This is a genomic window from Burkholderia sp. THE68 (assembly GCF_009938265.1).
Classification (GTDB): Bacteria; Pseudomonadota; Gammaproteobacteria; order Burkholderiales; family Burkholderiaceae; genus Caballeronia.
Genome location: NZ_AP022316.1, coordinates 648,867 through 661,243, shown reverse-complemented (window position 1 = coordinate 661,243; position 12,377 = coordinate 648,867). Strand labels below are relative to the sequence as shown.

At 62.3% G+C, this 12,377-nt stretch carries 16 protein-coding genes; 3 read left to right on the top strand and 13 right to left on the bottom strand.

Features of this window, described 5'->3' with window-relative positions:
- The first annotated feature begins 213 nt into the window (after positions 1-213).
- Positions 214-570: a hypothetical protein gene (locus tag BTHE68_RS16590; RefSeq protein WP_162067405.1), complete on the top strand. Its 357-nt coding sequence runs from the start codon at positions 214-216 to the stop codon at positions 568-570.
- Here the strand turns inward: BTHE68_RS16590 and BTHE68_RS16585 are convergent.
- Both BTHE68_RS16585 and BTHE68_RS16580 read right to left on the bottom strand, forming a co-directional pair.
- On the bottom strand, positions 567-1,079 hold the full coding sequence (locus tag BTHE68_RS16585) for a hypothetical protein (RefSeq protein ID WP_232078011.1): 513 nt from the start codon (positions 1,077-1,079) through the stop codon (positions 567-569). The two genes, BTHE68_RS16590 and BTHE68_RS16585, sit on opposite strands and share 4 nt — an antisense overlap.
- Before the next feature lie 173 nt (positions 1,080-1,252).
- On the bottom strand, positions 1,253-1,948 hold the full coding sequence (locus BTHE68_RS16580) for a response regulator transcription factor (RefSeq protein WP_061174737.1): 696 nt from the start codon (positions 1,946-1,948) through the stop codon (positions 1,253-1,255).
- Between the two features lie 196 nt (positions 1,949-2,144).
- On the opposite strand from BTHE68_RS16580, the gene BTHE68_RS16575 reads away from it, so the two are divergent.
- Positions 2,145-2,597 (top strand): response regulator, encoded by a 453-nt coding sequence (locus BTHE68_RS16575; protein ID WP_061174736.1) that lies wholly within the window; start codon positions 2,145-2,147, stop codon positions 2,595-2,597.
- A 117-nt stretch (positions 2,598-2,714) separates the two neighbouring features.
- On the opposite strand, the gene BTHE68_RS16570 is transcribed toward BTHE68_RS16575, so the two are convergent.
- From BTHE68_RS16570 to BTHE68_RS37245, 8 genes are all read right to left on the bottom strand, one after another.
- A complete protein-coding gene (locus BTHE68_RS16570; RefSeq protein WP_162067403.1) occupies positions 2,715-3,650 on the bottom strand; it encodes an aldose epimerase family protein in 936 nt (311 codons plus the stop codon).
- Positions 3,651-3,700: 50 nt separating this feature from the next.
- Positions 3,701-4,609: an ABC transporter permease gene (locus BTHE68_RS16565; RefSeq protein WP_162067402.1), complete on the bottom strand. Its 909-nt coding sequence runs from the start codon at positions 4,607-4,609 to the stop codon at positions 3,701-3,703.
- On the bottom strand, positions 4,609-5,472 hold the full coding sequence (locus BTHE68_RS16560; protein ID WP_162067401.1) for an ABC transporter permease: 864 nt from the start codon (positions 5,470-5,472) through the stop codon (positions 4,609-4,611). The genes BTHE68_RS16565 and BTHE68_RS16560 overlap by 1 nt, the downstream gene beginning before the upstream one ends.
- Entirely contained in the window at positions 5,469-6,545 is a 1,077-nt protein-coding gene (locus tag BTHE68_RS16555) for an ABC transporter ATP-binding protein (RefSeq protein ID WP_162067400.1), read from the bottom strand. The genes BTHE68_RS16560 and BTHE68_RS16555 overlap by 4 nt, the downstream gene beginning before the upstream one ends.
- Before the next feature lie 82 nt (positions 6,546-6,627).
- Positions 6,628-7,800, bottom strand: coding sequence for an ABC transporter substrate-binding protein (locus tag BTHE68_RS16550; RefSeq protein ID WP_162067399.1), 1,173 nt, complete (start codon positions 7,798-7,800; stop codon positions 6,628-6,630).
- Positions 7,801-8,278: 478 nt separating this feature from the next.
- The gene (locus BTHE68_RS16545; RefSeq protein WP_162067398.1) at positions 8,279-8,971 is read right to left on the bottom strand and encodes a FadR/GntR family transcriptional regulator; all 693 of its coding nucleotides are present in this window, start codon (positions 8,969-8,971) and stop codon (positions 8,279-8,281) included.
- Between the two features lie 155 nt (positions 8,972-9,126).
- Positions 9,127-9,285, bottom strand: coding sequence for a YadA C-terminal domain-containing protein (locus BTHE68_RS37250; RefSeq protein WP_162067397.1), 159 nt, complete (start codon positions 9,283-9,285; stop codon positions 9,127-9,129).
- On the bottom strand, positions 9,240-9,488 hold the full coding sequence (locus tag BTHE68_RS37245; protein ID WP_353622657.1) for a hypothetical protein: 249 nt from the start codon (positions 9,486-9,488) through the stop codon (positions 9,240-9,242). Before BTHE68_RS37245 ends, BTHE68_RS37250 begins: the two co-directional genes overlap by 46 nt.
- On the opposite strand from BTHE68_RS37245, the gene BTHE68_RS36845 reads away from it, so the two are divergent.
- Positions 9,375-9,923 carry a hypothetical protein gene (locus BTHE68_RS36845; protein ID WP_232078009.1) on the top strand — a complete coding sequence of 183 codons (549 nt, stop codon included), beginning with the start codon at positions 9,375-9,377 and terminating at the stop codon, positions 9,921-9,923. The two genes, BTHE68_RS37245 and BTHE68_RS36845, sit on opposite strands and share 114 nt — an antisense overlap.
- Positions 9,924-10,375: 452 nt before the next feature.
- Here the strand turns inward: BTHE68_RS36845 and BTHE68_RS16530 are convergent, their stop codons facing one another.
- From BTHE68_RS16530 to BTHE68_RS16520, 3 genes are all read right to left on the bottom strand, one after another.
- Positions 10,376-11,212 (bottom strand): 3-oxoadipate:acetyl-CoA acetyltransferase, encoded by an 837-nt coding sequence (locus tag BTHE68_RS16530; RefSeq protein WP_162067396.1) that lies wholly within the window; start codon positions 11,210-11,212, stop codon positions 10,376-10,378.
- Between the two features lie 165 nt (positions 11,213-11,377).
- The gene (locus BTHE68_RS16525) at positions 11,378-11,659 is read right to left on the bottom strand and encodes a DUF3303 domain-containing protein (protein WP_162067395.1); all 282 of its coding nucleotides are present in this window, start codon (positions 11,657-11,659) and stop codon (positions 11,378-11,380) included.
- 169 nt (positions 11,660-11,828) lie between these two features.
- Complete coding sequence (locus BTHE68_RS16520) at positions 11,829-12,179, bottom strand: hypothetical protein (RefSeq protein ID WP_232078008.1); 351 nt, start codon at positions 12,177-12,179, stop codon at positions 11,829-11,831.
- Between the last annotated feature and the right edge of the window lie 198 nt (positions 12,180-12,377).

Here is a 12,377-nt window from a genome sequence, read left to right as displayed (position 1 = left end):
GGTTGACCCGACTTGACTAATATTGGGAAAACTACGGATCGAAAGCTTGCAATCAGCTCTGGCGCGGCTTTCCGGGGCGCTCGTTCGGCACGAACGAACGGTCGCGTTCGCCTTACGGTTTGTCAGCGGAAGGGTTACGATCGACGATCTGTGGCGTCGACGAGGACACAGGGCGCAAGCTTAAGCGGATACTGCAAAAAAAGGATAGGAACCATGAGAAAAAACAACGCAATCTTGTTCGCTGCCATCGGCGCATGCCTTTTGAGCGCCTGCGCCGCGACGGACGACGCGCTGCTCAGGACCGTGCCCGTCGGGTCGGGCACGTCGCAGTTCAAGCCGTACGATTTCGTGCGGTGCGTGAAGGAAAAATGGACCCCGATCGCCGGGCGCGTGCGCGAATACTCGCCGAGTACCGATACGCAGGCCGTTTCCGTGCCGAGCGGCGGATATACGAGTCAATCGGTGGTTTTGGTGATCGCGCAGGCATCCGCGAGCGGGACGGGCTACACGATTTACGGCGATGTCGCGGTCGCGAACCGCTATGTCACCGCGACCCACGCCTGCGACTAGGAAGGCTTGCCGTTTTTCATGTCGGCGCCGGCCAGATGCGTCCCGATGACGCGCCCGATGAGATAGCCGTCCGACGCGCACGCATTCACGCGTTCCTTGCCGTCCCACTGGATCTTGTACTGATCGTCTTGGGAATGGACCGTGGATGCATCGAACTTGCGCTTCGGCTTGCCGCCATTGCGCACTTCTTCGCCGACGAGACGATTCCAGGTCAGCGCGTAACCGTAGCGCACGCCATCGGCGAAGGCGTCGCTGTCGCAGACTTGCGACGGCGGCGTCGTCTTGACCATCAGATGGTAGCCATTCGCGGTGCCGACCATGATGCGCCGCTCACCTTGCTGCGCGGGCGGCACGGGCGGTTTGGGCGCGGCCTGCGCCACCTGCGGGGCCGACGCGGCCGACGCCCCGGCGGCGGCATCCGTGCCGTTCTGCTGCGGAAGCGGCGCGCACGCGCCGAGAAGCAACGCCGCTGTCACCGTGAATGCCGTGCCGGCGCCTTGCATTTTCATGAACGTCATCCTGCGAATCACCTACGCTGACCCCATCTCGAATATAGTCCGGGCTATACCTTACCATCCCGCAGCGTATTCCTCGGAACGATAAGAAAAAGGTCGCGCGCACGCGACGACGCGGGCGCCCTTCCGGTTGCGCCCGCGTCGAAAAAAGAGAGTGGAACGGCTGCTCAGGACGCCGACGAGGTATTGCTCATCGGCATTTCGATCCCGCGCCGCGCCATTTCGACGATCAGGAACGTTCGGCGTGTGACGTGAAAGCGCGCCAGCAGATCGCTCGAATATTCCTTGGCGGTGTTTTCGCTGATATTCATCTTGCGCGCGATCGCCTTGTTCGAGAGTCCCTGCAACAAGTAACGCAGCGTTTCGGTGAGCCGTGGCGGCAGATCGAGCGATTCGACCGTCACGCCCGCGTGCGGCGAAACCGGCTTCGGGCTATGACCGCCCTTGCCCAGCACGGTGTTCGGCAGGTAGACGCGCCCGTTGAGGATCGTCTTCAGCGCCTCCCGAAACACGCCCGCGCCCTGCTCGCTGCCCTTGGAGATGAACCCGCACGCGCCGTTCTTGATGCAGTCGAGCACCGTATCGCGGTCGTCCTGCGCGGACAGCATGATCGTCTGGATCTCGCGTTCTTCCTCGCGGATCCAGTTGAGCAGGTCCATGCCGGTGGCCTGGCCGCGCAAGTGGTAGTCGAGAAACATCAGATCGTAGGTATTGGCGGAAAGCTTCGCTTTCGCCTGCTCGAATCCATCGGCTTCGTCGATTTCGAGCAAAGGCTCGTTCGCCAGGATGAGGCTTTTCATGGCGCTCCTGGTGAGCCCTTCGTCCTCTACTAGCAACACGGTTTTGAAATAGCCATTTTCCATTGCGACGCTCCGAGAACGGTTCCGATATTACGCGCGCCTTGCCCGACTACTACCCCCCTTTCGCAGGGATACATTCGGCAGTCTCCCAAAATCCTCCGTAGCCCCCTCCCGTGCCGGGTTCAGCGATAAGCACATTCGGTCGAAACTGGTCGCAGTCGAATCAACCACGTAACCCAATACGAGCACGGAGGATGAGATGTCAAGCCGTCTGGCCGACAACGAAAGCGAATTCGCCTTGTGGCGCATCAAGCGGGCACGCGCCGGGGACGCATCGCGCCGTGTGCTGATCGCGCACAAGGACAAGTCGATCGGCGATTCGCTCGCCGTGCAACTCCGGCTCAAAGGCTTGCAGGTCATCCATTCGCAGGAACTGAGATCCGTGCGCGCGCTGGTGCATAGCTGGCAGCCGCACGCGCTTTTACTCGATACGAGCCTCGACAACGAATCCGGCTACGTCTTTCTGCGCACGCTGCGCATGGACGCCGACGTCACCGGGCGGCTGCTCGTCGCGATGAGCAACGTCTGGCCCGCCGATCCGGTGCAGACGCTGAAGGAAGCCGGCTTCGACGCCCATTGCCGCCGGCCTTGCGCGACCTGGCGCATCGTCGATCTGGTCGAGTCGTTTTTTTCCATGCCGCTCACGCGCTGATACACGAACCGGGAGATGCCGCCATGAACACGGATACTTGCCTCGTCGGAGGTGTGTTGCCGGCGAACGCATCGCGGCTTCCCGCGGCCCGCGAACGCGCCTGCGTGGAAGCGCGCGTCAGGCGGCGTCGCCGTCGCGCGGGGCCGGGTTCGCGCCGGCTGCCATCGCGAGCGACACCTGTATTTCACTACCTGGCTCGATGACGGCGACACCCGTGCCGGCCAGCCCGCGTGCTGCGAGATTGAAGCCGTCGCTCACGTGCGAAACCGGCTCGACGCACAAATACGCCGCTCCGGCCGGACAATGCACGACGACGTGGCTCAGTGCGCCGTCGGCGTGCAGTTCGAGCGTGCGGCCGTCGGCGTAATGCAACGTCGCGCGGCGGTCCCAGCCGCTCAGATAGCGCGTGTAACCCTCCTCTTCCCGCACATGCCGATACACCGGCCGCTCGACAGTCGGCTCGATCGCGATTTCCGCTTCGTGACGCCAGTGCGTCGTCGTGTGCAATTCGGCTTCCTGCGCGCCGAAATAGGGATGAAAGCCGAGGCCGACCGGCATCGGGCGTGACGAGCGGTTCGCGACGCGCATCGACAGCCGCACGCCATCCGTGTTCGCCTCGATCAGTTGCACGGCCTCGAACGCCCATGGCCAGCCGTGCTCGCCCTCGCCGTGCAGATACCGCAGCACGACGCAATCCGCCTCCTGCAATTCGACGCTCCACGCCGCAAACTGGCCGAAGCCGTGCAGCGCGTGCGCCATGCCGGGAAACGTCGCGAGCTCGACGATCGCGCCGTCCGGTGCGGGAAAGCGCGCATCGCGCACGCGATTGGAAAACGGCACCAGCGGATAGCTGCCGCCCTTGGGCCACGCATCGCACGGCCAGCTCGACGCGCTCACGGGCGCGAGCCATTCGTGCCATCCGCGCTCGCCCTCGGTGGCAAAGCGCGTGATGCGCCCGCCCGCCGCCGGTGCGATCTCGACGAGATGCGGCCCGCTCGAAATGCTCAGGCGCGGCCCGGCGTCCAGTTCTACGACTTCACGAAATTTGGTCACGACACGACTTCGGTATGAAAAGCGCCCGCGCGCGGCCGCGCGGGCAAACGTCACTGCTTCTGTTCCTTCACGCGCGACACGAGCTGCGTCGGGCTGACGAACTGCAGCGCGATCAGCACCCAGATCATCGTGATGGCCATGTAGATCATCGCCATCGCGTCGATGGATTGCGGCGCGCGCACCCCTGTGGAGAACACCGCGTAGTACAGCGCGACGACGAGCGTCTGGGTCGTCGGCCCGGCGGTGAAGAACGTCAGCTCGAACATGCCGATGGTTCGCACCAGCACGAGCAGGCCCGCCGCGAGCATCCCCGGCACGAGCAGCGGCAGCAGCACGTAGCGGAAATAGCGGAACGTGTTCGCCCCAAAAATGCGTGCGGCCGATTCCAGATTCGGATCGATCTGCTCGATAAACGGCGTCATCACGAGAATGACGAACGGCAGCGCAGGCACCAGATTCGCGAGAATCACGCCGGTCAGCGTGCCCGCGAGGTGGAACTTGTACATGACCGTCGCCATCGGGATGCCGTAGGTCACGGGCGGCACCATCAGCGGCAGCAGGAACACGAGCATCGCGAAACGCTTGCCGGGAAACTGCACGCGGGCGAGCGCATACGCCGCCGGCACGCCGAGCACGATGGACAGCAGCACTACCGCGCCCACCACTTCGAGCGTCACGAGCAGCACGCTGGAGAGCTGGAAATCGCTCCACGCCTGCGCATACCAGTGCAGCGTGAAGCCTTGCGGCAAGAGCGTGCCGAACCAGCGCGTCGCCACCGAGTTCACGGCGACGGTCGCGATCAGCAGCAATACGTTGACGAGAAAGAAGCCCATCGTCGTCCAGACGAAAAACTTCCACAGTCTGTCGCGCAAGCTCGCTTGCTGTTTCATCTGTTTGCCGGTGCGTTGATTGAGCGTGCCGGCCTGCCAGCCGGACGCCGCGCGGTTATCGGTCGTCATTATCCCTTGCCTCCCGTCACCGGACCCGTGTAGAAGAAACGGCGCGCGCCGAGCATCCCGCCCACCACCAGCAACTGCACGAAGCCCATCACGATCGCAATGGTCGATGCAAGCGCGTAGTCGTAGCTCTCGAACGCGGCTTCCGATGCGGCGATCGAAATCACACGCGTCGGACCGGCCGGCGCGCCGAGCAGCACCGCCGACGGAAACACCGAGAACGCCTGCACGAACGATAGGCACGCGGTCATCGTGAGACCGGGCAACAGCAGCGGCAGATAAATCTGGCGGAACTGCTGCCACGGGCTCGCGCCGAGCGTCGCGGCGGCGCGCGCGAGCGTCGGATCGATGCCGGTGACGTACGACAGCGTCAGCAAGAATGCGAACGGAAAGCCCGACACGATCAGCGAAATCAGCACGCCCCAGTAGTTGTGCGTGAGGCGCACTTCATCGCCGTAGAGATGCAGCGCCTGCAATGCCTGCGGAAACCAGCCGTTCGGGCTGAAGTACGTGAGCATGCCGTCGGCGATCAGCACGGTGCCGAGCGTGACCGGCACGACGAGCAGCGTCGTCACGAACTTCTGCCACGGCGACGTGCGGCGCAGCGCGAACGCGACCGGCACCGACACGCCCACGTTGATGACGGTCGCGGGCACGGCGAGCTTCAGCGTGACGATGATCGTCGGCCACATCGACGAGTCGGTGAAGAACGTGATGTAGTTCGCCCAGATGCCGCCGCCGTTCATCGGATTGAACGACAGCATCAGCCCGTACGCGAACGGATAGATGAACAGCGCGAGAATGAAGATGAGCGCAGGAGCGACGAGCCAGCCCTTCGGATCGCGCTGCGCGGGAAGCGCGATCATTTGTCTTCTCCGTAGACCAGCGTCTTCGAAGGCGCGACGCGCAGCGTGATGCGCTCGCCCTCGCTGCATTCGCCCGCGATGCGCGCCCACAGTTTGCCGAACGCCGTGTTGACGATGATGAGCGAATCGCGGCCGCCGTACTCCACGACTTCGACATGCGCGTCGAACGCATTCTCCGCGCCGGGCGACGCGCGTTCCATGTCTTCCGGACGCAGCGCGACGCTGACATTCTTGCTGTCGAAGCCTTCCATCGGCGTGCCGACGAGGCGCACGCCATTGGCATTCACCGCGACGGCTTCACCCTGCGTACCTTCGAGGGTCGCCTGCACGACGTTGCGAAAGCCCATGAATCGCGCGACGTGCAGGTTCTTCGGCCGCGAATAGACTTCCTTCGGCGCCGCCACCTGTTGCACGACGCCCTCCCTCATCACGACGATGCGATCGGCCATTGACAGCGCTTCGTCCTGATCGTGCGTGACATAGATGGTCGCGCGCTCCAGCTTGCCGTGGATGCGGCGGATTTCGGCGCGCATCTCGATGCGCAGCTTGGTGTCGAGGTTCGAAAGCGGCTCGTCCATCAGAACGAGCGGCGGCTCGATGACGATCGCGCGCGCAATGGCGACACGCTGCTGCTGGCCGCCCGAAAGCTGGCCCGGAAGCTTGGCGTCGTGGCCGATCAACTGGACGAGTTGCAAGGCGGCCTTCGCGCGCTTCATCGCTTCGGCTTTCGGCGTGCCGCGCATCTTCAGACCGAAGCCGACGTTGTCCAGCACCGACATGTGCGGAAACAGCGCGTAGTTCTGAAAGACCATGCCGAAGCCGCGCTTTTCGGGCGGCAGCACGTCGATGCGCTTGTCGTCGAGCCAGATGCCGCCGCCCGTCAGGGGCTGCAATCCGGCGATGCAGTTCAGCGCGGTCGACTTGCCGCAGCCCGACGGCCCGAGCAGCGCGATGAACTCGCCGCGCTGAATATTCAGATCGAGTCCCTTCAACGCCGCGAGCTGCTGCCCTTCGGCGTTGGTGAAGCTGCGCGAGACCGAGTCGAGGCGCAACTGTTCAAAAGTGTGCTTCATGACGATTTCCTGCGCTTATCTTATGCAAGCGGCGACGTCCCTCGCAGGGAACGTCGCCGTCTGATGACAGAGATCTGTCGCCTTACTTGGTCTTGGCCGCGCCGATTTCGCGGTCCCACTTCTGGAACGCGGCGACCATCGCCTGTGCATTGAGCGGCAGCACGTGCGGACGATCGGCGAGCAGCTTCGCGTATTCGGGCCGGCCGAACTTCTGGATGACTTCCTGGCTCTTCGCGGGCGCCATCGAGAGCGGCACGTCCTTCACCGCAGGGCCCGGATAGAAGTAACCATCGTCATAGGTCAGCGCCTGCTGCGCCGGCTCGAGCATGAAGTTCATCAGCTTGTAGAGCACGTCGAGCTTTTCCTTCGGCACGCCCTTCGGAATCACCATGTAGTGCGCGTCGTTGACCCACGTCATGTTGTCGAACGCGGCGACCTTGAATTCCGCCGGCACGATGCCCAGCGCGCGCGGGTTGATGTCCCAGCCCGTCACCGTGACGGTCATGTCGCGCGTGCCCTCACCCAGTTCCTTCATCACGGCGGAGGTGCCGCCCGGGTAGTAAGGGATGCAGTCGTTGAGCTGCTTGAGGAACGCCCAGGTCTTGTCCCAGCCGTTGATCGGGTCCATCGGGTCCTTGTCGCCGAGCACGTACGGCAGGCCCATCAGGAACGTGCGGCCGGGGCCAGAGTTGGCCGGACGCGCGTAGATCAGCTTGTTCGGATGCGCCTTGCACCACGCGAGCAGTTGATCCGGCGTCTTAGGGACATCGGTGACCTTGGCCGGGTTGTATTCGAGCAGCGGACCCGCGGGCATGTACGTCACTTCGAGACCGTAGCCTTGCGCGATGTCCTGCATCTTGCGCGGGCCGGGCGCGTATTTGTCGAGCACGCCGGGGAAGGCCTTTGCGTTCTCGGGCAGCAGCTTTTCCCACAGGCCTTGCTGGATGCCGGCCGCGAGCGCATCGGTGCCGGTCACGACGAGGTCGATGTCCGAGCGGCCCGCCGCCTGCATCGCCTTGATCTTGCCCGGCAGTTGCGGCGCGGGCGCGTTCGTGAAGGTGATGCTGGAAACGAGATCGGGATACTTGGCCTTGAACGCCTCGAAGCCCTTTTGCGTCAGTTGCAGATTGCCTGCGACGTCGACGATGTTGATCGATACGGGATCGGCCGCGTGTGCCGCACTGATGCCGAATACCGCGCTGACAGCGACGCAAACCGCCGCCAGTTTCACTGACAGTCCTGCCTTGAAAGCCATTTTGTCTCCTCACTTCTCTCGCAACCACGGGTCGGGAAGAGGTCCGGTCGCATCGTCGATACTGTCGATTGTGTCGATCGCCGGCCTGTTTCTGCTGATTCTGATTCTCGCCTGTCTTTGTGCGCGTGCGCCCTCGTTGCGACTGGATGCTGAAAAATAGCTAACGAGGTTATAGGATGTCAAGCAAATTGGTCGCGGCGCATGCTGTTACCGAAGCCGTTCAAGGCACTTTTTCCTCTGGCGACAGCGCTTTGCAAGCTTGCCTCGGGAGATACCCCGAGGGTCTGTTACCTTGCGGTTTTACCTGGTTTTAACCAGTGTTTCCTATAGATTTCCCGCGAGTTTCCTTGACTGCTTGCGCAGCGCTTCATCGCATGGAAAAGCAAGTCTCCGCAAAGTTGTCAAACAACTTTGCGACGATTCGACAGTTTTGGCGTGCTTCCGTCGAGGTTGTGTGACAACTGTCGTACTGGTCGGTTTAGCTACCGAACATGCGGTCCACCGCGTTTTCCAGATGCGCTCGCATCGCCCGTCCGGCGCGGACGGGATCGTGTGCGCGGATAGCTTCGATCACATCGAGATGTTCGCGCTGTACGAGGCGTTGCCTTTCGAGCGTCTTCACGAACGACAGATTGCGCGACAGGTTCATGCTGAATGCGATCTGTTCCTCGATGAACGACAGCACCGTGATGAAGAACTGATTCTTCGACGCCCGCGCGATCGCGAGATGAAACGCGTAGTCATCTTTTGCGCCGATGCCCTGCTGCGATTCGACGACGCGTTCGAGGCGATGCCAGGCGTCCTGAATCGCGCGGATATCGTCGTCATCGGCCTTGATGGCGGCGAGTTCCGCTGCGCCGGATTCCGTCACGATGCGAAATTCGTAGCAACGGCGAATGTCCGACAGCGTTTCGAGCGGCGCGAAACGGCGCACGTCCGGATCGGGGCGGCGTCCGATGGTCGTTCCCGAACCGCGCCGCGTCACGATGATGCCGTCGGCGCGCAAGCGCGCGAGTGCCTCGCGCACGGTCGGACGTGAGGTCGCGAAGCGTTCGGCGAGCGCGTGTTCGGTAAGGAGTCGGTCGCCCTCCTTGAACTCGCCTTCCATGATGCTGTTGAGGATGTCGTTGTAGATCCGGTCAGCGAGTCCGGATGACTTACGCTCGTTCATGTTCGCGCGCGACGTGCTTGTCAGGGTAGAGAACGATTGTAAGGCAGATTTTTTGGAGGAGGATGAGCGGATCTAGTGAACGCGCGCCTAAAAAAATCGGTCGACGCCGTGATCGCGTCGACCGATTTCGATCGCCCAGATACTACGTCAGGCGCTTACCACTGATGACCCGCGCCGATGGTGAACCCGACATTACCGGAACTGCTGGTGTTGCCTGACGCCTTCACGACCCACCGCTCGTCCTGCGTAACGTGCGAGACACCGATGGCTACACCAAAGGCGCTTGCGTACCGCGCACCGGCGACGGACACCATGGTCTTCCCGGAGCGGTCGGCAACCCCGCAGCGGCCATTGCGGCCGCGATACCGCCGTAGGCCGTGCTCGCTACGTTGTTGATCTGGCCTTGCACGCCCGCGATGCGCGAATCGGTATAGCTTTGCGACTGCGCGGCCGACAGATTCGACTGACTAACATTAACTGCGTCGGTGTCCTGCGTGCCGTTGGCGACGTTGGTGATCTGACGCTCGTTGCCTGCCGAACCGACCGACACCGTATTCGCCCGATCCGCGATCGAATCGCGCCCAGCGCCACCGAGTGCGTCGACAGCGAATCAACAGTCGACGTCACGGTACTCAAGCCCGTCGAGGCAGCTGCCGACAGCGAATCAACGCTCGACGTCACCGTGCTCCAAAACGTCGAGGAGGACGTCGACAGCAAATCGATGCTCGACGTCACTCTGCTCAAACCCGTCGAGAGCGAGTTCACGCCCGAAGTCACGGTGCTCAGGCTTGTCGAAGTCGATGTCGACAGCGAACCGATCGCGGCATCAGTTTCGACGAACGCGCCCTCGACGGTATTGACCTGCACTCCGTTGATGGTACAGGTCGCGGGAGCGATGGTTCCATCTGAGTTCGGTGCTGCGCCTCCACCCAGAATCGCCGCCGTATCGTAAAGCCGCGAGCCATTGATTGCGTCCAGGCTACCGGAATTCACCAAATCCCGGAGCCATGTTCACGATCTTGTTCGTCGTGTTTATGGAAGTCGAGGTGCTTGCATCCATCCTGCCTGCTCGCAGCGAAACCTGACGATCACCAGGCGAATCTCCATATATCAATCCGATTGGCAATTAAATCGCATTGCTAACTATAAGAATTATTGCCAAGGACGCTCATCAATCCTTTGCCGCATGACGCTTCTTATCGGAGAGAACAGCGCGGGATTGATCAGCAATTATCTTATTTATGTTGCGCATCCAAACAACGAATGCCAAAAGTCATTAATTCGCTGCCGAGTGGCGAAACCGCGGATGCGGTCTCACAAGCGAAGCATCGCAATACAAACGAAAAAGCGCGCCGCGGTTTCCCATCGGCGCGCTCCACAACCACAACCCACAACCCACAACCCTCAAATCGACAACAACTTCCTCGCCTCCTGCGCCGTCGCGACCGGCCTTCCATACTCCGCACACAAAGCCGCCACCCGACTCACCAACTGCGCATTACTCTTCGCGAGCGTGTCTTTATCCCATCGCACATTGTCTTCAAGTCCCGTACGACAATGCCCGCCCAGTTGCAACGTCCAGTGATTCACCTCCAGCTGATGCCGTCCGATACCCGCCGCAGTCCAAGTCGCATCCGGCAGATGCTTCTTCAACTGCTCGACCTCGAACTCGAGAATCTCGCGTCGCGCCGGCAGCGCATTCTTCACGCCGAGCACGAACTGCACGTGCACGGGCGACTTCAGCAAGCCCTGGCCCACCAGATCGACGGTGCTGTAAAGCATCGCCAGATCGAAGATCTCGATCTCGGGCTTCACATTGTGATCGAGCATCATCTGCGCGAGCGAGCGCACGAAGTCGGGCGGATTCTCGTACACGATCGTCGGAAAATTGACCGATCCCGTCGCGAGCGACGCCATGTCGGGCTTCAGGTCGAGCATCGCGCCGCGCTGCTCGAACGAGCGCCCGCGCCCGCCCGTCGAGAACTGGATGATGATGTCCGGGCAATGCTTGCGGATGCCCTCCTGCAATTCCGCGAAGCGATGTCGATCCGAACTCGAGCGTTCATCTTCGTCGCGCACGTGCAGATGCACAAGCGTCGCGCCCGCTTCGTACGCCTCGTGCGTGCTCTCGATCTGCTCCGCGATCGTGATCGGCACAGCGGGATTGTCCTTCTTCTTCGGCACCGATCCGGTGATCGCAACAGCTATGACGCAGGGTTCTTTCGTAGGGGATTGGGTCACGCTTCGCTCCTTGACGGCGCCATCCGTCCGGAAACACTGTGAGGATCGGGAATGGCGCTCAAATTTGAACTAACTAGTACGTTTGTCATGATGAGACATTGTCCGGCCCGCTGCAAGCCACACAAACCCTAATCGTGTTGGTACGACGAATCGGCGCTTCTCCGGCTACTGGCGCTCCGCGTATTCAGCCAGCATTTTTCCGACCTGTTCGTCGGTGATCGCGGGCTTGATGTCGAACATGAACAAGTCGGCCCACTCGTGCGCCCAGCGCGCGAGCGGCTCGAGGCTGTCGCATTCGCACACGGCGATGCCCCAGATCGAGCCGATCGCATGCCAGCGGCCCAGCAGATGGATGCCGTCGGGCGGCGCGCCCCGGGTTTGCAGAAATCGCTCGGCCGCCTGCCGTTCGACATCGGGCTGCGCAGTCCAGTTGACGATGAATAGCATGGCTCGATCCTCCTGTTGGAACGCCATGAACCGGCGCGCGGCGCCGGGCTCGCCGCCGCAGCGGCACGCACGCGCGGCCGATACGGTTCATCCAGTATAGAAGGCGGCCGCGCATTGCATCGCTGCGTCATGCAGTACGCATTCGATGCGTCCGGAATGCACTATGCTCTCAACGCACCACGACGATGGGCGCCGCCAGCACCGGTTGCGCATAGGTCACCCTGACGGCCGGCGCGACCGCATATGGCGACACGACCACGGTCGGTCTCGGCATCGGAGGCGGTGGCACCATGACCGCCACGGGCGGCGCGACCGCCGCGACGACCACCGTGCGTACGGGCATGGAGTAATAGATCGGCGTCGGCGGCGGCGCGTAGTAGTACACGGGACGCGGCGGCGGCGCATAGACGACGGCAGGCGCCACGTAGGAAACCTGCACGCTCGTTCCAGCCGACGCGGTCTCCGTGCAGGTCAGGCTGATGGCGGCAACGGCGGAAACGCTTAACAAACGGAAGTTCATGATCGAGTCCTCATGCATCGCAAGACATTGAATTCGGCAGCGCGAACAAGCGGCAGCCGGCGATGAGAACGATAGCGAAGCGCCGCGTACAGCACGAGGCATAACTTGTGTCACGGAATGTCGGCGAATGCGCCGGGCATCGCGCATGAAATACGGCGACACGAATCGAAGCGTTGGCGAGATTGCGTTCGCCGCGCG

Excerpts from the sequence above, each read along its gene's own strand:
- BTHE68_RS16590 (WP_162067405.1), top strand. The coding sequence starts at position 214 with ATGAGAAAAAACAACGCAATCTTGTTCGCTGCCATCGGCGCATGCCTT.
- BTHE68_RS16585 (WP_232078011.1), bottom strand. The coding sequence starts at position 1,079 with ATGAAAATGCAAGGCGCCGGCACGGCATTCACGGTGACAGCGGCGTTG.
- BTHE68_RS16580 (WP_061174737.1), bottom strand. The coding sequence starts at position 1,948 with ATGGAAAATGGCTATTTCAAAACCGTGTTGCTAGTAGAGGACGAAGGG.
- BTHE68_RS16575 (WP_061174736.1), top strand. The coding sequence starts at position 2,145 with ATGTCAAGCCGTCTGGCCGACAACGAAAGCGAATTCGCCTTGTGGCGC.
- BTHE68_RS16565 (WP_162067402.1), bottom strand. The coding sequence starts at position 4,609 with ATGACGACCGATAACCGCGCGGCGTCCGGCTGGCAGGCCGGCACGCTC.
- BTHE68_RS16560 (WP_162067401.1), bottom strand. The coding sequence starts at position 5,472 with ATGATCGCGCTTCCCGCGCAGCGCGATCCGAAGGGCTGGCTCGTCGCT.
- BTHE68_RS16555 (WP_162067400.1), bottom strand. The coding sequence starts at position 6,545 with ATGAAGCACACTTTTGAACAGTTGCGCCTCGACTCGGTCTCGCGCAGC.
- BTHE68_RS16550 (WP_162067399.1), bottom strand. The coding sequence starts at position 7,800 with ATGGCTTTCAAGGCAGGACTGTCAGTGAAACTGGCGGCGGTTTGCGTC.
- BTHE68_RS16545 (WP_162067398.1), bottom strand. The coding sequence starts at position 8,971 with ATGAACGAGCGTAAGTCATCCGGACTCGCTGACCGGATCTACAACGAC.
- BTHE68_RS37250 (WP_162067397.1), bottom strand. The coding sequence starts at position 9,285 with ATGGTGTCCGTCGCCGGTGCGCGGTACGCAAGCGCCTTTGGTGTAGCC.
- BTHE68_RS16525 (WP_162067395.1), bottom strand. The coding sequence starts at position 11,659 with ATGCTATTCATCGTCAACTGGACTGCGCAGCCCGATGTCGAACGGCAG.
- BTHE68_RS16520 (WP_232078008.1), bottom strand. The coding sequence starts at position 12,179 with ATGAACTTCCGTTTGTTAAGCGTTTCCGCCGTTGCCGCCATCAGCCTG.